Raw genomic sequence first — 18,615 nt, 5'->3', positions numbered from 1 at the left:
GAGTCTGCAACCCGGCGCGGTGTCAGTCAATGGCCGACCGGCACGCCGTCCGGATCGGATGCGCCGTACGCCTCGATCAGCGCCCGGGCCGCCCGGCCGGCCCGGGCGGCGGGTTCCGCGCTCCGTTCGACGGCGGCGGTGACCATCGCGCCCTCCGCAAGCAGCTGCAGCTGCCCGGCCAGTTCGGCGGGCAGTCCCGCGTCGGCCACCAGGCGGCCCAGATACTCCCGGAAGGCCCGCTTGTGGGCGCGGACCTGCTCGGCCACCGGCTCCGACACGGCGCCCAGCTCCCCGTAGGAGTTGATCCAGGCGCAGCCGCGGAAGTCGGGCTCGCGGAACCACCGGCCCAGCCAGTCGAAGACGGCGAGGACGCGCTGCCGTGCGTCCGTGTGAGCGTGCGCGGGGTCGTCCACGTACTCGGCGAGCCGCTGCCGCCAGCGGAGGTCGCGCCGCTCCAGGTAGGCCACCACCAGTTGCTCCTTGGCGGGGAACAGCTGGTAGAGCCGCTTGAGGGAGACCCCGGAGGCGCCACGGACGTCGTCCATGCCGACGGACTGTATGCCGCGCCCGTAGAACAGGGTCTCCGCCGCGTCCAGGGCCTGTTCCCTGGCGACCGCGCTCTCCATGTACCGGCTCACTCCTCGGTGTCCTGGTGGCCCGTCTTGACGCGAGAACCACCGTTCTCTACGTTAGCAGCGACCGCGGAGAACGTACGTTCTCCAGCCTGTGCCGGCCCGAAGCCCGTGCCTGCTCACCGGCGAGCCCACTCCGAGGGGACTCCGTATGACCGACGCCGACCGCCCGCCGCTGCCGCCCTTCACCCGCGAGACCGCCGCACGGAAGGTCCAGGCGGCCGAGGACGCCTGGAACACCCGCGATCCGCGGAAGGTCTCCCTCGCCTACTCGCAGGACTCGGTCTGGCGCAACCGCGACACCTTCGTCACCGGGCGCGCCCAGATCGTGGAACTGCTCACCGCGAAGTGGCGGCGCGAGGAGGAGTACGCCCTGCGCAAGGACCTCTGGGCCTTCGACGGCAACCGCATCGCCGTCCGCTTCCAGTACGAGTGCCGTGACACGGACGGCCAGTGGTGGCGCTCGTACGGCAACGAACTGTGGGAGTTCGACGAGCACGGTCTGATGACGCGGCGCGAGGCCAGCATCAACGACGTGCCGATCGAGGAGAAGGAGCGCCGGATCCTCGGCCCGCGGCCGGACGCCGAGCGGGGGCGGTCCTTCCCGGTTGAGTAGGGTTCCCGGGTGACCGAACAGGCCCGCAAGCCCTTCCTGTACGTCGTCGTCTGCGCGGCCGGAGTCGCCGACGGCGTCGGCGAGTTGATCTCCTTGGCGCAGGAGCGGAACTGGGAGGTCGGCGTGATCGCGACCCCGGTGGCGACGGGCTTCTTCGACGTCGCGGCGGTCGAGGCGCGGACGGCGCGGCCGGTCAGGTCCGCCTGGCGTTCGCCCGGCGATCCGCGCCCGTTCCCCGACCCGGACGCCGTCGCCGTGGCGCCCGCGACCTTCAACACCGTCAACAAATGGGCGGCCGGAATCTCCGACACGCTCGCGCTGGGCACGCTCTGCGAGGCGTACGGGATGGGGGTGCCGATCTCCGTACTGCCCTGTGTGAGCGAGGCGTTGACCGCCCACCCCGCCTATCAGGACAGCCTGAAGAGGCTGCGCGGGATGGGGGTCCGGTTCGGGGAGCACGCCTTCGGCGGACCCGAACAGCGCGGGTTCCGCTGGGAGCAGGCGCTCGATCTGCTGGCCCGCTGACCCGCGGTGCGTGGTGAGTGCCGGGCCGGGGTCAGCCGGTCTCGCGGACGTAGTCGTCGCTGTCGGGCGTCGACACCTGCATGTCACGGCGCACGATGCTCAGCCGGTCGCCGAAGCCCGCGAGGGCCTTCTCGAAGCCCTTGTCGGTGTACTCCACGACGACGGCCTTGTCGTCGAAGGCGTCCGCGTACGCACCGCACTCGTCGTACGCGCCGCACTCCTCCACCACGGCGAAGTCGAGCCCGGCACGGGAGCGCTCGTCCGCCAGCTCCACGGTGTTCTTCTGGGCGATGGCCAGCCCCCGCGCGTGCGCGCGCTGCGAGAGCAGCTTGATGAAGGACACGGCGTCGTCCGCGTTCAGCAGGCCGTCGGAACGGGTGTAGCTGTCGTAGTTGTCCGGCTCGACCGCGTCGAACCCCTTGTCCGCGCAGCCGTCGATCCACTCGTCGACCCGGGCCGCGACGCGCTTGCGCTTGGCGGGTGTGCCGATGTCGAGCAGCGCCTCGTCCCAGTCGGCGTCGATGACGACCTCGCCGTTCTCGTCCCGCAGCAGCAGGTCGTCGGGCCAGTCGTCCTGTTCGTCGGGCTGGGCCTGGAAGGCGTTGACGTAACAGATGTTGTAGAGACCGCGCGCGGGGTCGGCGGTGCGGTCGCGCGCGACGATCCTGACGCCGGACGGCGGGGTGTAGGCGCCGCCGATCTGGTAGTCGAACCCGTCGGGCACGGGGGGTAGCCGGACGGTTCCGGAACTCGGCTTCGCGCTGTCGGTGCTGCGGGTGCTGGTGGTGCTGTCCGGGGTGTCGGCGGGGTCCTTGGCGTCCCCGTCCGACGTGCAGGAGGCCAGGGCCGCGAGGGTGACCAGGGCGGCGGCGGCCCTGAGGAATCCCGTGCGGGGGCCACGCTTGGCGGGCATGTCCGCTCCATCGATCGCGAGTGCGGCCCCGCCTCGGACTCCGTGACGGTCCTGGCGACTTTGGCCGGACTGCGGAGCTCGTCCACCGGCTGGGCGCACCTCTGGGTGCCGGGGTGTGGGCCTCGGCGTTTGGATCAAAGCGTGTGGGGGGTTTGTGCGTCAAGTTCGCGGGGGTTTGGGCGGGCCCGGCCCCGGGCCCCGGTGGGGTTGTCGGGTGCGGGTGGGTGGGGGCTGGTCGCGCAGTTCCCCGCGCCCCTGGGTGGGTGTGGGTGGCCGGTTGGTTTTTCGGGTGCGGGTGCGTGGGGGTTGAGCGCGCAGTTCCCCGCGCCCCTGGGTGGGTGGGGTCGCGGGTGGGAGTTCGGGTGTGGGTCGGTGGGGGTTGGGCGTGCGGTTCCCCGTGCCCCTGGGGCACCCGGTGCCATGGGGAATGGGTTCGTGCGTGATAATCGTGCATATGGTGTGACGGTCGGGCATTTCTTCCGAAGTGGCGAGGGTCACGGGATCAGCGGAAGGAGACGTGTGACGGACGACGGCGCCTGGATCGTCGGCAGAGACCGCGAACTGGCCGTGCTGACCTCGCTCGTGAAGGGGCTGTCCTCGGCGGACCCGGCGACGGAACCTCCCGGAACCGGTGTGCTGGTGGTCACCGGGAGCCCGGGCTCGGGCAAGAGCGTCCTCCTGGACGAGGCCTGCCGGACCGCCCGCGCCGCCGGCGTACGGGTGCTGCGCTGCACGGGCTGCGAGGTCGAGTCGGGGCTGCCCTTCGCCGGACTCCATCAACTGCTGCGCCCGGTGCTGGACCTCGCCCAGGAGCTTCCCGCACGTCAACGAACAGCCCTGCTCGGTGTGTTCGGGCTGGACGAGGGCGCGGAACCCGACAGCGCCCAGAACCCGCTGCTCACCTCCCTCGGCGCGCTCACGCTCCTCTCCGACCTCGCCGCGCGCGGCCCGGTGCTGCTGGTGGTGGACGACGCCCACTGGCTCGACGTGGGCACGCTCGACACCCTCGCCTTCGTGGCCCGGCGTCTGGAGGGCGAGCCCGTCGCGCTGCTGGTCGCGGCCCGCGACCAGTCCGTACCCGCGCAGTTCGCCCGGGAGTTCCCGCTGCTGAGCGTCGACCCGCTGGACGCCGCGTCGGCCGGACGCCTCCTCGACCTCCAGCCGGAGGCCCCCGCGGGCCGGGCCCGCTCCCGCATCCTCGACGAGGCCGCCGGGGTGCCCCTCGCACTGGTCGAGCTGGCCAGGGCCGTGGCCCGCGACCCGAGTGCCGCCCGGGGCTCGCTGCCCCTCACCGACCGCCTGGAGGCGATCTTCGCCCAGGACCTGCCCGCACTGCCGCCCGCCACCCGGCAACTGCTCCTGCTGGCCGCCGCCGCGGAGACCGCCGAGCTGCCCCTCATCCTGTCGGCCGCGGCCCCCGACACGACCCCCGCCGACTGGCACCCCGCCGAGCGGGCCGGACTGATCCGCATCGACGACGGCCGGCTCCGCTTCCGGCACCCGCTGATCCGCTCGGCCGTCTACCAGTCGGCGACCTACGCCCAGCGGCACGCGGCCCATCTGTCCCTCGCCGAGGTCTTCACCGGCGACCCGGACCGCCGCGCCTGGCACCGCGCCGCCGCCGTCGAGGGCGTGGACGAGGGCGTCGCCGAGGAACTGGAGGCCGGCGCGGGCCGGGCCCGGCGCCGGGGCGGGTACGCGGCCGCCGCCACCGCGCTGGAGCGCGCGGCCCAGCTCAGCCCCGACCCCGCCGACCGGGCCCGCCGCCTGGTCCGCGCCGCGACCATGGCGATGTACGCGGGACATCCCCGCTGGGTCGCCGAGATCACCGCCCGGGTCACCGCGCTCACCGAGGACCCCGCCGTGCTCGCCGAGGCCTCGCTGCGTGCGGGCTGGGCGCTCGCGGTCACCACCCAGTTCGAGGGCTCGCTCGGCTATCTGCTGCCGCTCGCGGACGCCGCGACCGAGGAGAACCCCGTCCTCGCCCTGGACGCGCTGGCGACGGCCACGACACCGGCGTACAACTCGGGGGAGCCCGCGCACCGCGAGAAGATCGTGCGGATCGCCGAACGTGTCCCCGAGCAGGAGGACGACAGCGACCGCCTGTGGATCCTGGCGGGCACGGACCCCCTGCGCCACCGCACCCAGGCACTCGCCCTGCTCCACGCCGACCGGGACGGCGCCGGCCGGGGCGGTCCGCCGGCCGACGGCGAGAGCGGCCCCGTACGGGACCGGCCGCTCTCCCAGCTGATCACCTGGGGCGCGGCGGCCTGGGTGCTCGACGAGACCGGCGAGGCCGTCCGGCTCCTGGGTGCCGCGCTGGAGCACCTGCGCCGTTCGCCGACCGGGGGAGCCAACGCCACCGTGGCCCAGGCCCTCGCGCTCGCCCAGTACGAGAGCGGCGCGTGGACGGCGGCCCGCGCGTCCCTCGACGAGGCGTACCGCACGGCGGCCGAGGGCGGTCTGGAGAACGTGGTCGCGGGCTCGCCTATCCTCGGGGCCACCCTGCTCGCCCTGCGCGGCGACCCGGACGCGGCGCGCACCGCGGTGCAGCGCGCCGTCCACGGCGTGGACCTGCCCACCTGCCGCAGTCTGAAGGTGCGGGCCCACTACGCGCTGGGCGCCGCGGCGCAGGCCGAGGGCGACCACGCGACGGCGTACGACCGTTTCCGCGCCGTCTTCACCCAGGACGGCGAACCCCTGCACTTCCACGCCTCCGACTACCACCTCGCCGACCTCGCGGCCGTCGCCGTACGCACCGGGCGCGCCGGGGAGGCACGGGCGGTCCTCGACGCGGCCGGACGGCGGCACGCCGAGGGCGAGGTGTCCCCGCGCCTCGCCGCCCTGGTGGACCGCGCCCACGCCCTGCTGGCCGAACCGGACGACGCCGAACGGCACTTCCAGCGGTCGCTCGGCCGTCCGACGGGCGACCGCTGGCCCTTCGAGCGCGCCCAGACGCGGCTCGACTACGCGGAATGGCTGCGCCGCCGCCGACGCGCCACCGAGGCACGGCCCCTGCTCTCCGCCGCCCTGGAGGTCTTCGAGAACCTCGGCGCCCGGCCGTGGACGGAACGCACCCTCGCGGAACTGCGGGCGGCGGGCGTCCACGCCACCGCAGGCCCCGGCCAGGAGACGGACCTGTCCGAACTCACCCCGCAGCAACTGCAGATCGCCCGGCTCGCCGCGGCGGGCCTGACCAACCGCGAGATCGGCGAACGCATCTTCCTGTCGCCCCGCACGGTCGGCTTCCACCTCTACCGGATCTTCCCCAAGCTGGGCGTCACGGCCCGCGCCCAACTGCGCGACGTGCTGCCCGAGGCGCTGCGGGAGGTTCCCGGGGCCTGAGCGCGGGTAGCGACCGGCCGTGCTGCCGCAGCGGCGGCGCCGGGCTACCGTGCGTACGGGGGCCAGGAGAACCGTGACGGATGCAAGGAGAGCCGTGAGCACCCCGCACAAGCCGCTCGTGATCCTGCGCCCCGACCCGCACCCCGTCGAACGCGTCTTCAGGCCGGACACGCTGGCCCGGCTCCACGACCTCTTCACCGTCGTCGAGCCCGACAGCGAGTACGCCTTCGACCGGGCGCTGCCGGACGCCTTCGCCGTCGTCGGCCAGCCCGACCTGCCTGCCGAACGCCTGGCCCGCGCGGGCGAGTTGAGAGCCCTGCTCAACATCGAGGGCAACTTCTTTCCGAACGTCGACTACGACGGATGCTTCCGCCGCGGCGTCCACGTCCTGGGCTGCGGACCCGCCTACGCCCAGGCCGTCGCCGAGTACGCCCTCGGGCTCGCCCTCGACCTGGCACGCGGCATCAGCCGCGAGGACCGTGCCTTCCGCGCCGGACGGGAGCGGTACGTGTCCGAGGGCACCGCCGACTCCGTACTGCTGCGCGGCGCCGACATCGGCCTGATCGGCTTCGGGAACCTCGGCCGCAGCCTCTTCCCGCTCCTCGCGCCCTTCCGCCCGACCCTGCGCGTGTACGACCCCTGGCTGCCGCCCGCCGTCCTGCGCGAACAGGGCCTGGTGCCGGCCACGCTCGACGAGACGCTGGCCCGCAGCACCTTCGTCTTCGTGCTCGCCACCGTCACCGACGACAGCCGCCGGCTGCTCGGCGAGCGCGAGCTGGCACTGCTGCCCGACGGGGCGCGGCTCGTCCTCGTCAGCCGCGCACCCGTCGTGGACTTCCCCGCGCTGCTCGCCCGGGTCGCCGAGGGCCGTCTCCTCGCGGGCATCGACGTCTGGCCCGACGAACCCGTCGCGGCCGACGAACCCGCCCGCTCCCTGGAGGGCCTGGTCCTGTCCGCCCACCGCGCGGGCGGCATCCCGGACGCCTTCCTGAGCATCGGCGACATGGTCGTCGACGATCTGACCCTGCTGGCCCGCGGACTGCCACCCGCCCGGATGCAGGCCGCCGCCCGCGAACTCGTCGGCCGCTACCGCAACCGTCCCGTCGTCTGAAAGGCCCGGACCCGGACATGAAGACCCCGGACACGAAGATCCCGGACTTGAGGATTCCCTGCGAGGGCCTCCTCTTCGACAACGACGGCGTACTCGTCGACTCCGACCTCGGTGTCGACCAGGCGTGGAGCCGCTGGGCCCGGGCCCGCGGACTGTCCGCCGAGCAGGTCACGGCGATGGTGCACGGACGGCGCTCCGCCGACACCGTCGCCCTCCTGGTGGCCGACCCGGGGGAGCGGCCGGCCGCCCTCGCCGAGATCGACCGCCTGGAGATCGAGGCGGCCGCCACCACGACCGCGCTGCCCGGCGCCCTCGACCTGCTGACGGGCCTGCCGGACGACATCTGGGCCGTCGTGACCTCCGGGGTCACCGCGCTGGCCCGCGCCCGCCTCGCCGCCGCGGGCCTTCCCCTGCCGCCCGTGCTCGTCACCGCGGACGACGTCACCGACGGCAAGCCCGCCCCCGACGGCTACCTCGCGGCGGCGGCACGCCTCGGTGTGGACCCGGCGCGGACCGTCGTCCTGGAGGACGCCGCCGCGGGTGCCGAGGCGGGGAAGGCGGCAGGTGCGTACGTCATCGGCGTCGGGCCGCGCGGCCTGGACACCGGTGCCCAGGTCGTCGTACGCGATCTGCGCGGGCTGACCTGGCACGACGGTGTACTCGACCTGGGCGCCGCGGACCTGCTGCGCTCCTGACCCGCCGAGCCCCCCGCCTCAGTGCGGTCCCGCCGGTGCGAACTCGGTGCCGCACGGGCCCGCGCCCTCGCTCTCCAGCAGGGGGACGGGATCTCCGCTCATGGTCAGGGTGGGGTAGTAGCGGCCGATGCGTTCCGTGGAGCGGCCGACGTAGTGGCCGATGAACGAGCGGCGGAAACGGTCGCTGCTGCGGTTGGGCGGGGAACCGTGCACCAGGCTGCCGTTGAAGAAGAGGACGTCCCCCGGAGCCATGTCGACCGGCACGGCGGACAGACCGGGCGGCGGCGGAACGTACTCGCGGGCGAACGACAGTTGCTCGTCGGCCTCCTCGGGGCAGAACACGTCCATGCGGTGGGTGCCCGGGACGACCTCCAGACCGCCGTTGTCCCGGTCGATCGCATCGCAGGCGATCCAGGCGGCCACACAGGTGCCCGGTTCGGTCCGCAGATAGAAGTTGTCCTGGTGCAGAGCCTGTCCGCGGGCGCCCGGCGGCTTGAAGTAGAACATGCTCTGGGCCGCCAACACCTCCTCGCCCAAAAGGAGTTCGAGCACCTCGCGCAGCCGGGGTTCGAGGAGGAAACGCCGGGCCAGGTCGTTGATGCGGTGCGGCTGCATGACCCGGGGATGGACGTCCAGCGGGTCGGCGGCCGAGGCGGCCCCGGCGGCTCCGGCCGCGCGGGGCTGGAAGTGCCCCGGGACCGGTCCGGCCGCGTGCAGCGCGGCGAACTCGGCGCACAGCGCCCCGATCTCCGCAGGGGCGAACAGCCCGCGCGCCACCGCGAAGCCGTCCTCCTCGAAGCTCCGCACCAGGCCCCTGTCCGTGACTGTCATACGACCACCCTCTCCCGCCGGCGTCCTGTATGCCCGACGCTAGGCGGAAGCGCTTTCCGGGAGGATGCCTGTGCGTGCTGACGACTTGCCCGAGGCTGCCGCGCCGTCCCCGCCACCGGGCCTGGTGACCGTCGGTCGCTTCGACCAGCGCCCCGGCTACAGCGTCAACCGGCCGGGCGGCGCCGACAGCTGGCTCTTCACCTGGACCACGGACGGAGCGGGACGGCTGATGCAGGGCGCCTCCGGGACCCGGGCGGGCCCGGGCGACCTGGTCGTCCTCGGCCCCGGGGTGCCCCACCGCTACACGGTCGCGCCGGACGCCCGGCGGTGGACGTTCTGGTGGGCCCACTGCCAGGCCCGCCCGGCCTGGGCTGACCGGCTGCGGCCTCATCTGCTCGGTGACCGGCTGTATGCCGTCACGCCGGTACCGGCCGGTGTGCGGGACCGGCTGGAGCAGGCGTTCCGGCGGATGCTCGCCGACGCGCGGTGGACGGGGGAGGGCGCCCCGCCGGCCATGGAGCCCGGGGAGCCCGAGGGGTCCGACGAGCCCGGCGGTGGCCGGGTCGCCGTCGCCCACGGCACCGCCGCCCGCGAACTCGCCCTCTGTTCCCTGGAGTCGATCGTCCTGCTCACGACCGCCACCGCGACCGCGGGCGGGGAGGCGGCCCGGCCGGGCGTCGACGCGCGGATCCGCCGGGCCGAGGCACGCATCGCCGCCGACCCGGGAGCGCCGCACACGGTCGACACCCTGGCCGCCGGAGTGGCGCTCTCCCCCTCCCGCTTCGCCCACCTCTTCACCCAGCAGCTGGGCCAGTCACCGATGCGGGCGCTGCTCGCCGCCCGGCTGCTGCACGCGGCACGGCTGCTTGAGGCGACCGACCTGCCGGTGGAACGGATCGCGGTGGCCGCCGGTTTCACCAGCCCCTTCCACTTCAGCCGGGTCTTCCGGCAGCGCTACGGAGCCCCGCCCGGCGCGTACCGCGCGGGGCTCCGGCACTGACGGCCCGCTCTGTCCGCGGCTCTATCCGTGGCGGCGTTCGGAGGCGAAGGCCGCCAGCCACGCCAGCGGGGCGTTCCAGTTGATGGTCACCTCGTTGGTGGAGTACGAACCGATGTCGTCGATGTAGCAGGCCGCGGGGGCGCACCCGGCGAGATGCTCCTGCGCCACCGGGTCCTGCAGACCGCTGTTGGGGCCGCCCGCGAGGGAGCCGGCCGGCGGGTTCGGCAGCGAGGCGTCGTACTGGTGCGCCCAGAACCGGTGGTGCTGGTTCCTGGCGTACGTGTCGCCGTAGCCGGTGACGTAGGACAGATCCAGGGTGTTGCGGCCCAGCAGATAGTCCATCGACTCCAACACTGCGGCCCGGTAGCGCTGTTGACCGGTCAGCGCGTAGGCGGTGGCCACGACGATCGCGTTGTTGGTGACCTGGCTGTTGGAACCCCAGACGTATCCGTTCGCGGGGATGGGCACCGCGTAGCCCTGCCCGGCCATCGTGGCGAGATGCCCGTCGGCGGCGGCGGTCACGGACGCCCGTACACGCCTGATGTCGGCGGTGGGCAGTCCGTTCGGCACGGTCGCCAGGGTCAGCCGGCCGAGGGCCGCGGTGTCGGCCCAGTTGAAGCCGGTCGCCGTGAGCGCGTCCGCCGAGGTGTGCCAGGGCGAGGAGGTGACCGCGTCCCGGTAGGCGCGTTCACCGGTCGCCGCGTACAGTTCGGCCGCCGCCCAGTAGAAGTCGTCGGTGACCTGGGTGTCGTTGTAGGGGCCGCCGCCGGTGCTGTCCGAATCCGGCGCGTACAGCGCGGGGTTGGCCTGCGCCGCGGTCCACGCCGTGCGCGCCACGCTCAGACACCGCTTCGCGTACGCGGAGTCGTACGGCCTGAACACCCGCGCGCACTGCGCGGCCGTCGCGGCGAGATTGAGCGTGGCCGCGGTGGACGGGCGGTGCAACTCGCGCGGCTGGGGGTCCAGTTCGGGACGGGTCGGGATGCCCGTCCAGGCCGCGTCATGGATCTTGTGGAAGGCCATCCCCGCGTAGGGCCTGCCCTCGGGGACCTGCATCCGCATGAGGAAGTCGAGCTCCCAGCGGGCCTCGTCGAGGATGTCCGGGACGCCGTTGCCGCGCTCGGGGATCCGCAGGGTCGAGTCGCCGAGCGCGGACGCGGTGCCCGCCCGCTTCGCGCGCGCGAAGGAGTCGACGAGCGTCCAGACGGAGATCCCGCCGTTGACGACGTACTTGCCGTGGTCGCCCGCGTCGTACCAGCCGCCCCGCACGTCCTGGGTGTAGTCGCACACCCCCGCCTGGCACGGGACGCTCGTGTCGCCCTGGTTGGGGGCCACCCCGAGATGCCCGGCGGGCCGTGCGTACGACGGACCCACCAGGGAGGCCTCGATCGGTGTGCCGCTGCGCTGGTGGTAGAAGAAGGCCAGGGACTCGGTGCGCAGGGTGTCGTAGAGGTTCGCGCGGATGTCGAAGGGCGCGCTGCTCCACCCGCCGACCACCAGGACGAAGCCCGCTCCCGTCTTGCGGAACGCGGAGAAGTCCGCCACGTGGGTCGCCTCGCCCGAGGCCGCGTCCGTGCCGTGCACGACGGTCCGGCCCGAAGCGGCGGTGGCGCCCGACGCGCTGCGCAACTGCCAGTTCAGCGGCTCGGAGGCCGCGGTGACGATCGTGGCGCGCTTGGGGCCGTCCGGCAGGTAGCCCGCCTGGTTGACCCGAACCGGCGTGGTGGCCGCGGCGGGATCGACGGCGGACTGCGCCCCTGCCGCGCCGGGCGCGAGGGCGAGACCGCCGGTCAGCAGGACGGCCGTCAGTAGCGCGGCGGTCATGCGTCTCCCGGCGCCCTCGGTTCTTCGCGTACGAGGATTCGTGGGGCGGTGGCGGTGCGCGTGCGGGAACATGAGCATGGAGCGTCTCCCGGTGCCTGGAATGGGGTCCGTGGACGGCGTCCGGCGTGGACGGCAAAGTGGTGGGAGCGCTCCCAAAAACGGAGCATTGCATGGCCATGTCACAGCGTCAATGGCCTTCGCAGGACCTCGCCCGTACGCGTGACACGGGTCCCGAACGGATGAACTCAGACCCCGAACACACGCAGGGAGAGCCAGAGCGCCACCACGGCCGGGATCAGCGTGGCGGGCACGGTGAGCAGGCCGAGACGGGTGAACTCACCGAGATGGACGCTGTGATCGTGCTGGTGGACGATCCGCCGCCACAGCAGGGTCGCCAGCGAACCGGCGTACGTGAGGTTCGGGCCGATGTTCACCCCGAGCAGGACGGCGAGGATCGGTCCGGGGCCCGCCGCCGCGGCCAGGGGCAGCAGGACCAGGACCGCGGGCAGGTTGTTGATGAGGTTCGCCAGCACGGCGGCGAGGACCGCGATCCCGAGCAGCGCGAGCAGGCTCGACGAGTCCGGGACCAGGTGACCGAGCGCGTCCGAGAGGCCGTTGTCCACCACGGCGCGCACCACGATGCCCAGGGCCAGGACGAAGGCGAGGAAGGGCAACGAGGTGGCCCGTACGACGGCGAGCGGGGTGGTGCGCCCGTGGGCCAGCGCCCGGACGGCCAGGACGAGGGCTCCCGCGAGGGCCGCCCAGGCCGGCTCGATCCCGACCGCCGACGTCACGACGAAGCCCGCGAGGGTGCAGGCGACCGTGACCAGCGCGAACACGGGCATGTCGACGGGCTCGCTGTCGGCGGCGTCCGCCGAGCCCCCGTCCAGGTCGCTCGGTTCGGCCAGTTCCTCGGCGAAGAAGCGGCGGAAGACCAGGTACTCGGCGGCGATGGCGACCACCCACGCGGGGCCCATCAGCACGGCGAACCGGGTGAAGCTCAGCCCGCTGGCCGTGAACGCGAGCAGGTTGGTGAGGTTGGAGACGGGCAGCAGCAGCGACGCCGTGTTCGACAGATGGGCGCACGCGTACACATGGGGCCCCGGCCGGGCGCCGAGGCGGGCCACGGTGGCGAACACCACCGGGGTGAGCAGGACGACCGTGGCGTCCAGGCTCAGTACGGCCGTGATGACCGACGCGAGCAGGAAGTTGGCGGCCAGCAGACGCTGCGGCCGGCCCTTCGACGTACGGGCCAGCCAGGCGCCGCAGGCCCGGAAGAGGCCCTCGTCGTCGCAGAGTTTGGCGAGCACGAGCACCGCGGCGAGAAAGCCCACGACCGGGCCGAGCAGTTCGGCCTCGGCGCGCGCGTGGTCGAGGGAGATGGCGCCGGTGGCCATCACCAGTCCGGCGGCCGGGACGGCCACGGTGGCCTCCGGCAGACCGAACGGCCGGATCACGGCACCGGCCAGTACCGCCACGAGCAGCAGAGCGGAAAGGGCGGTCGCGAGTGTCGAGCTCAGGGTTCGTCCTTGGAAAGTGATTGTCGGTTTCGGTGGTTCGGTCGTTCGGTCGTTCGCTGGTATCGAATCAGACGACGGAGCGCCGAGGTGGGCGGGGGTGCGAGTGTCGCCGCCCAGTCCTTCTGCTCGTTCTCGGACCGCATATTCCATCGGAATAGCGGTGTCCGTGCTCATTCCGAATTGCAATGCCCCGGCGCGCTGTTGACACTTTGTCTCTGACAAAGCGCGTACGGGGGAAGGGGATTGGGGACCTTCTCTTGTTACCTGAGGGTTCGCTGTGTCAAAGTGCAGCTTGTCGGCGTGCAGACAACGATTTCCGTACCCGTTGGTATGGACTAATTCCGCTCGGGGCTCTGGAGGAATGTGCACGTGAGCGACGCGACCCCGCTGAATTCCCCCGCGATCGGCAACCTGTTCGATACGACCGACGAACGGCTCGCGGCAGAGCTGAAGAAGGGGTCGGGCAGGGCACCCGCCCGCTATCCCGCGGGGGAACTGCTGGGCCGGCACTGGGCGCCCGTCTTCTCGTACGCGCGTCTGTGCACGAACGGTGTCCAGTACGCCGGAATGCTCGCCACCGCCGCATTCACCCGCCTATTCGGGGAATCCGTTCGACAGGTCGGACCCAGAGCGGCGTGGCGGCCGGACTTGCTGGTCACCGTGCGCCGAACAGCGGGCGAATGGGACACGGACAAACGCCGGGAGATGCTCGGTCCCGAGGTGCGGTCCGGCCCGGGCGACAGCGATTCGGCCGCGGTCCGGCTGCTTCCGCCGAACGACCGGCGACTGGTGTCCCTGGCGTTCCAGCGGCTGCCGGAGGCCGCGCGCTGCGTGCTGTGGCACGCGGAGGTCGAGGCCGAGGAACTCGCCGTGCCGGCCCGGCTGCTCGGCCTTCCTGTCAGGGACGCCTCCCAGGCGCTGGAACGCGCACGGGAACTGCTGCGTCAGTACTGCCTCGAAGCGCATCGCGAACTCGCACCCGACGACGAGTGCCGCCGCTACAGCCGGCTCCTGGACGTCTCGCTCCGCCGGGGCGGCAACAGCGTCGACCCGGACCTGCGGCAGCACATGGCCGCCTGCGAGCACTGCCCGCACTCGGCCGCACAACTGGACCAGTCGGGAGACCGACTGCCCGTACTGCTGGCGGAAGGGGTCCTGGGGTGGGGTGCCCGTCCCTACCTGGCCTCCAGGCCCGGCCGCCGCCCCGGTGGCGAGGAGACGACGGCGGGACCGGTCGTCTCCACGACACCGGGCTCGTACCCGGACGCGGGGCGCCATCCGGGAGCGGACTTCCACTCGACCGGGGGTTGGTACCCGGAGGCAGGGTCCTGTCCGGGGGCCGGCGGCGCGGATTCCGGAACCGGCACGGATACGGGCGCCGCTGCGGGCGCGGAGGCCGGGGCGGGGGAGGTGGCGGGTGAGAGCTTCACCCATGACGCCGACCCACTGGCGAACGGCCCCGGCCGCAGCCGCGACCTCGGCTCCGCCTCAGGCCCGGACCAGGGCCCCGACCGAGCCCGGGGTCGCGGGCGCGGGCGTGGGCCTGGGGTGGGTCCCTACCGAGGGTCCGGCCCGCGGGCCGATGTAGGGCGCGGCCCGGGCGGCGAGCCCGGTTCGGTTCCCGGGCCGGACTTCGGTTTCGCCTCCGGCCCCGGCCAAGGGCGAGGTTCCTCCCGTGGGTCCGGCCCGCTGGCCGATGTCGGCCCTGGCACGGGCAACAGCGTCGGCTCCGGTGTCGGTATCGGCTCCGGTATCGGTGGTGGTTCCGAGGCTGGGTCCGAACCCGCGATCAGTGATCCCGGTCTCGGCCTCGTCGATGAGCTGGACGCTGATCCCGATTCCGTCTGGGGGGTGAGTCCCCGGCGGAAGGCCGGCCCCCAGCCCGGCGCCCGGGCCGGTGACGCCACGGGTGCAGGGCCGAAGCGAGGGCCGGGGTTCGGTGGGCCGCGCGAGGGTGTCGGGTCGTACCTCGGTGGTGGGTCGTTCCTGGGGGCCCGGCGTCTCGGCCCCCGGCATGCCCTGCGGCTTTCGTCGGGTGCGTACGAAGGCGCTCCCCGTGGCACCGACCGGCGCTTCCCGCGGCGGCGCCGGGATCTCGCCCTGGCCGTACTCGTCGTCAGCGGATGCGTCCTCGTGCCGCTGGTCCTGTGGGCGGGCGGCGGGGACGAACCCACGCGTTCCCCGGGCGCCGGGACCACGGCCGAGGAGCCGGTCGACGTCCCGACCAGGATCGGCGCCGGCGACACCGGGCCCGGCGCCCTCAGCGGGAGGCTCCGCAACCAGGGCGGCGGCGACTGCGCCGGGGTCGCCGACGGCAAGGTCGGTGCGGGCGCGGAGGTCGTCCTCGCCACCTGTACGGCCTCGGAGCGGCAGCAGTGGTCGTACGAGAGCGACGGCCGGCTGCGGAGCCTGGCGGACGACGGCCTGTGCCTCGACTCCCGGCTTCCCTCCTCGGTCCGGCTGGGGCCGTGCGACGGGGAGAAGGACCGGGCGGGCGTCCGCTACGACTTCACGCCGGAGGGAAATCTCGTCCCCCTGGGGCAGTCGGCGCTCGCGCTGGCTCCCGTCCCGGGTGACGACGAGACGGGGCTGGTCCTCAGGTCCCGTACCGGCGGACCCGCCCAGCGCTGGGAGTTCGACACCTCGGTGGACTCGCTCCAGATGGAGTGGATCACCTCGTACACGGACGGGGAGACGGCGAAACCGGAGCCGACACCGACCAGCGAGCGCGAGCCCAGCCGCACCGCATCGCCGCCTCCCGAACCGGAGCCCACGCCGTCCGGGACGACCCCGGCCCCGCGGCCCACGGCCTCCACTTCCGGCTGGACCTGTTACGGCTACTACTGCTGGTACGACGACGGGTCCGGCGGCTACGGCGGTCATCACGGAGGCGGCGGTCACTGACCCGGCGGCCTCTCAGCCCCCGCCGTCCTCGCCGAACACCAGCTCCGCCCAGATCGTCTTGCCCTCGGGGGTGTGGCGGCTGCCCCAGCGCTGAGTGAGCTGGGCGACCAGGAGCAGCCCCCGGCCGCCCTCGTCGAACGTCTTGGCGCGGCGCAGATGCGGCGCGGTGTGGCTGGAGTCCGAGACCTCCACGATCAGGGTGGCGGCGCTGTGGATGAGCCGCAGCCGGATCGGGCGTTCGCCGTACCGGATCGCGTTGGTGACGAGCTCGCTGACCACCAGCTCGGTCGTGAACGCCGCCTCGCTCACGCCCCAGGCCGCCAGCTGCCGGACGACCTGCTTGCGGATCGGGCCGACGAGCGCGGGATCGGCGGGCACCTCCCAGGTCGCCACCTGGGAGGACGGCAAACCCTTCGTCCGGGCCAGCAGCAGGGCCACGTCGTCCGAGGCGCCGGTGGGCGGCAGCAGCGACTGCAGGATGTCGTGGCAGGTCTCGTCGAGGGAGCCCGAGGCCCGCGCCAGCGCCCGCGACAGCAGCGCACGGCTCTCGTCGAGGTCACGCTCGCGGCTCTCGACCAGACCGTCGGTGTACAGGGCGAGGACGGTGCCCTCGTCGAGGCGCAGCTCGGCCGACTCGAACGGCAGCCCGCCCAGACCCAGCGCCGGCCCCGAGGGTACGTCGATCTCCTCGGGCGGCCCGCCGGGCGGCAGCATCACCGGCGCCGGATGACCGGCGGTGGCGAGGGTGCAGCACCGGGTGACCGGGTCGTAGACCGCGTACAGGCAGGTGGCCCCGACCTCGCCGGTGGTGCCGTCGCCGCCCGCCTCCGCGGAGAGCCGTACGACCAGGTCGTCGAGGTGGGTGAGCAGTTCGTCCGGTGCCAGGTCGATGTCGGCGAGGGTGCGCACGGCGGTCCGCAGCCGGCCCATGGTGGCGGACGCCTGCAGCCCGTGGCCGACGACGTCTCCGACGACCATGGCGACCCGCATCCCCGACAGCGGGATCACGTCGAACCAGTCGCCGCCCACCCCCGCCCGCGCCGCCGGGAGATAGCGCGAGGCCGCCTCGACGGCGGCCGTACGCGGCAGGGACCGGGGCAGCAGACTGCGCTGCAGCGCGATCGCGGTCTCGCGTTCGCGGGAGAACCGGCGGGCGTTGTCGATGCAGACGGCCGCCCTGGCCGTGACCTCCTCGGCCAGCAGCACGTCGTCGGCGGTGAACGGGTCGGGCCGCCGGAACCGGGTGAAGACCGCGACGCCCAGGGTCGCGCCGCGGGCCTGGACGGGCACGGACATCGTCGAGTGGATGCCGTGCTCCCTGACCCGGTCGGCGCGTACGGGGTCCCAGGCGAGCCATTCCGAGAGCGTGGTCGCGGCATCGTCGGCCACGATGGGCCGGCCGGCCACCAGGCAGTCGGCCTGCGGCGAGCCGACCGGATAGGTGTCCACCTCGCCCAACTTGACCACCGACTCCGGCTCGCCCGGATGCACCGACCGGTGGGCGGCGCGGCGCAGACCCACCGGGGCGAAGACCGGTCCGCTGTGGGGTTCGCCGCCCCGGTCCGGGGGATCCACCAGGTCGACGCTGACGAAATCGGCGAGCGCGGGCACACAGACATCGGCCAGTTCCTGCGCCGTACGGGTGACGTCGAGGGTGGTGCCGATACGGATGCTCGCCTCGTTCACGAGCTGCAGCCGCTCCCGGGCGAGGTACTGCTCGGTGAAGTCGTGGGCGGACAGACAGACGCCGCGCACCCGGCCCCCGGCGTCGGTCAGCGGTGCCATCCGCGCCAGCCAGGCCTGGGCGCGGCCCTCGGGGGCGGTGCCCAGATACGTCTGCACGTCCTCGCGTCTGCCGGTCAGGAGCACCTGGAGCATGTGCTTCTCCAGCTCCTCGTTCTGCGGCCGGCCGCCGATCTCCGAGATCCGCAGACCACGGATGTGCTCCTCGGGGAGGCCCATCGACTCGGCCATCACCGCGTTGACCCTGCGCAGCCGGAGCCGCTCGTCGAAGATCGCGGTCGCACAGGGCGACTCGTCCAGGAAGGTGGCGGCGAGGGAGTCGTCCTGCGTCAGCAGCGTGCCGTTCTCCAGCGGGGTCACGACGAGCCAGTCGCTGCGGGCGCCCAGCTCGGGGCGCCGCCGGTGCGCGAGCAGCCAGACGTGCAGAGTGCGGCCGTCCTCGTGGCGCAGCGCGAGCGTGCCGTTCCACCGGTGGTCGGCCGCCGCACGCCGCAGCTCTCCGGCGTCGGGCGCCAGCAGCTTCGCGGCGGGCCGGCCCACGACGTCGGCCGGTGCATGTCCGAGCAGACGCCGGGCGCCTTCGTTCCACTCGACGACGATGCCGTCACCGTCGATGACGGCTCTGGCCGTGGAGGTCTCGTCGAACGGATAGCCCGGGCCGTCACCCGATGTCCTGCTGTGGCTCCTCACATCGCCGCCACTCCATTGCGCACACACTCACGGTGAACAGGTGCATCACTTGTGTTCCAGGGTAGTGCGTCCGGCCCCTTCTCACACGGCGCGGCGGTTCCGGCCCCCGTGCACCGGCCTCCCCGCCGGGCCGCGTCCGCCTCCGGGGGATTCCGGCCGATGTGCCGGGACGGACAGAATGCGCTTACCGGGGCCTTGACGGGTGCGTGTGTCGCGCTGTCAGAATCTGTTTGTTCGCGGGCAGTTGTGAGCACATGTGGGCCCTT

The 18,615-nt window shown here is 73.3% G+C and carries 13 protein-coding genes; 7 read left to right on the top strand and 6 right to left on the bottom strand.

The window, feature by feature from the left end; translation table 11 throughout:
• Positions 1-26 precede the first annotated feature (26 nt).
• Positions 27-626 (bottom strand): TetR/AcrR family transcriptional regulator, encoded by a 600-nt coding sequence (locus J8N05_RS26425; protein ID WP_210886744.1) that lies wholly within the window; start codon positions 624-626, stop codon positions 27-29.
• 157 nt (positions 627-783) lie between these two features.
• Between J8N05_RS26425 and J8N05_RS26420 the strand changes: the two genes are divergently transcribed.
• Entirely contained in the window at positions 784-1,248 is a 465-nt protein-coding gene (locus J8N05_RS26420) for a nuclear transport factor 2 family protein (protein ID WP_210886740.1), read from the top strand.
• A gap of 9 nt (positions 1,249-1,257) precedes the next feature.
• Positions 1,258-1,773 carry a flavoprotein gene (locus tag J8N05_RS26415; protein ID WP_210886737.1) on the top strand — a complete coding sequence of 172 codons (516 nt, stop codon included), beginning with the start codon at positions 1,258-1,260 and terminating at the stop codon, positions 1,771-1,773.
• Positions 1,774-1,804: 31 nt separating this feature from the next.
• Here J8N05_RS26415 and J8N05_RS26410 read toward each other — a convergent pair whose 3' ends face one another.
• On the bottom strand, positions 1,805-2,686 hold the full coding sequence (locus J8N05_RS26410; RefSeq protein ID WP_210886734.1) for an endo alpha-1,4 polygalactosaminidase: 882 nt from the start codon (positions 2,684-2,686) through the stop codon (positions 1,805-1,807).
• 519 nt (positions 2,687-3,205) lie between these two features.
• Between J8N05_RS26410 and J8N05_RS26405 the strand changes: the two genes are divergently transcribed.
• The 3 genes from J8N05_RS26405 to J8N05_RS26395 all read left to right on the top strand — a co-directional run bounded on the left by J8N05_RS26405 (position 3,206) and on the right by J8N05_RS26395 (position 7,837).
• A complete protein-coding gene (locus J8N05_RS26405; protein ID WP_247706497.1) occupies positions 3,206-6,031 on the top strand; it encodes an ATP-binding protein in 2,826 nt (941 codons plus the stop codon).
• Between the two features lie 94 nt (positions 6,032-6,125).
• Positions 6,126-7,142 (top strand): NAD(P)-dependent oxidoreductase, encoded by a 1,017-nt coding sequence (locus tag J8N05_RS26400; protein ID WP_210886728.1) that lies wholly within the window; start codon positions 6,126-6,128, stop codon positions 7,140-7,142.
• Between the two features lie 17 nt (positions 7,143-7,159).
• The gene (locus tag J8N05_RS26395) at positions 7,160-7,837 is read left to right on the top strand and encodes an HAD-IA family hydrolase (protein ID WP_247706496.1); all 678 of its coding nucleotides are present in this window, start codon (positions 7,160-7,162) and stop codon (positions 7,835-7,837) included.
• An 18-nt stretch (positions 7,838-7,855) separates the two neighbouring features.
• On the opposite strand, the gene J8N05_RS26390 is transcribed toward J8N05_RS26395, so the two are convergent.
• Positions 7,856-8,668: a phytanoyl-CoA dioxygenase family protein gene (locus tag J8N05_RS26390; RefSeq protein WP_210886725.1), complete on the bottom strand. Its 813-nt coding sequence runs from the start codon at positions 8,666-8,668 to the stop codon at positions 7,856-7,858.
• Between the two features lie 64 nt (positions 8,669-8,732).
• On the opposite strand from J8N05_RS26390, the gene J8N05_RS26385 reads away from it, so the two are divergent.
• Positions 8,733-9,668: a helix-turn-helix domain-containing protein gene (locus J8N05_RS26385; protein ID WP_210886722.1), complete on the top strand. Its 936-nt coding sequence runs from the start codon at positions 8,733-8,735 to the stop codon at positions 9,666-9,668.
• Between the two features lie 21 nt (positions 9,669-9,689).
• Here the strand turns inward: J8N05_RS26385 and J8N05_RS26380 are convergent, their stop codons facing one another.
• Positions 9,690-11,492: a glycoside hydrolase family 9 protein gene (locus J8N05_RS26380; RefSeq protein ID WP_210886719.1), complete on the bottom strand. Its 1,803-nt coding sequence runs from the start codon at positions 11,490-11,492 to the stop codon at positions 9,690-9,692.
• Positions 11,493-11,737: 245 nt separating this feature from the next.
• Entirely contained in the window at positions 11,738-13,012 is a 1,275-nt protein-coding gene (locus J8N05_RS26375; RefSeq protein ID WP_247706765.1) for an arsenic transporter, read from the bottom strand.
• 369 nt (positions 13,013-13,381) lie between these two features.
• On the opposite strand from J8N05_RS26375, the gene J8N05_RS26370 reads away from it, so the two are divergent.
• On the top strand, positions 13,382-15,916 hold the full coding sequence (locus J8N05_RS26370) for a ricin-type beta-trefoil lectin domain protein (RefSeq protein ID WP_210886713.1): 2,535 nt from the start codon (positions 13,382-13,384) through the stop codon (positions 15,914-15,916).
• A gap of 12 nt (positions 15,917-15,928) precedes the next feature.
• On the opposite strand, the gene J8N05_RS26365 is transcribed toward J8N05_RS26370, so the two are convergent.
• Positions 15,929-18,349 carry a SpoIIE family protein phosphatase gene (locus tag J8N05_RS26365; protein WP_210886710.1) on the bottom strand — a complete coding sequence of 807 codons (2,421 nt, stop codon included), beginning with the start codon at positions 18,347-18,349 and terminating at the stop codon, positions 15,929-15,931.
• Positions 18,350-18,615: the final 266 nt, after the last annotated feature.

Source organism: Streptomyces liliiviolaceus, assembly GCF_018070025.1.
GTDB classification, from domain to species: Bacteria; Actinomycetota; Actinomycetes; order Streptomycetales; family Streptomycetaceae; genus Streptomyces; species Streptomyces liliiviolaceus.
This window is presented reverse-complemented; position numbering and strand designations above follow the sequence as displayed.

Excerpts from the sequence above, each read along its gene's own strand:
- J8N05_RS26425 (WP_210886744.1), bottom strand. The coding sequence starts at position 626 with ATGGAGAGCGCGGTCGCCAGGGAACAGGCCCTGGACGCGGCGGAGACC.
- J8N05_RS26420 (WP_210886740.1), top strand. The coding sequence starts at position 784 with ATGACCGACGCCGACCGCCCGCCGCTGCCGCCCTTCACCCGCGAGACC.
- J8N05_RS26410 (WP_210886734.1), bottom strand. The coding sequence starts at position 2,686 with ATGCCCGCCAAGCGTGGCCCCCGCACGGGATTCCTCAGGGCCGCCGCC.
- J8N05_RS26395 (WP_247706496.1), top strand. The coding sequence starts at position 7,160 with ATGAAGACCCCGGACACGAAGATCCCGGACTTGAGGATTCCCTGCGAG.
- J8N05_RS26390 (WP_210886725.1), bottom strand. The coding sequence starts at position 8,668 with ATGACAGTCACGGACAGGGGCCTGGTGCGGAGCTTCGAGGAGGACGGC.
- J8N05_RS26385 (WP_210886722.1), top strand. The coding sequence starts at position 8,733 with ATGCCTGTGCGTGCTGACGACTTGCCCGAGGCTGCCGCGCCGTCCCCG.
- J8N05_RS26380 (WP_210886719.1), bottom strand. The coding sequence starts at position 11,492 with ATGACCGCCGCGCTACTGACGGCCGTCCTGCTGACCGGCGGTCTCGCC.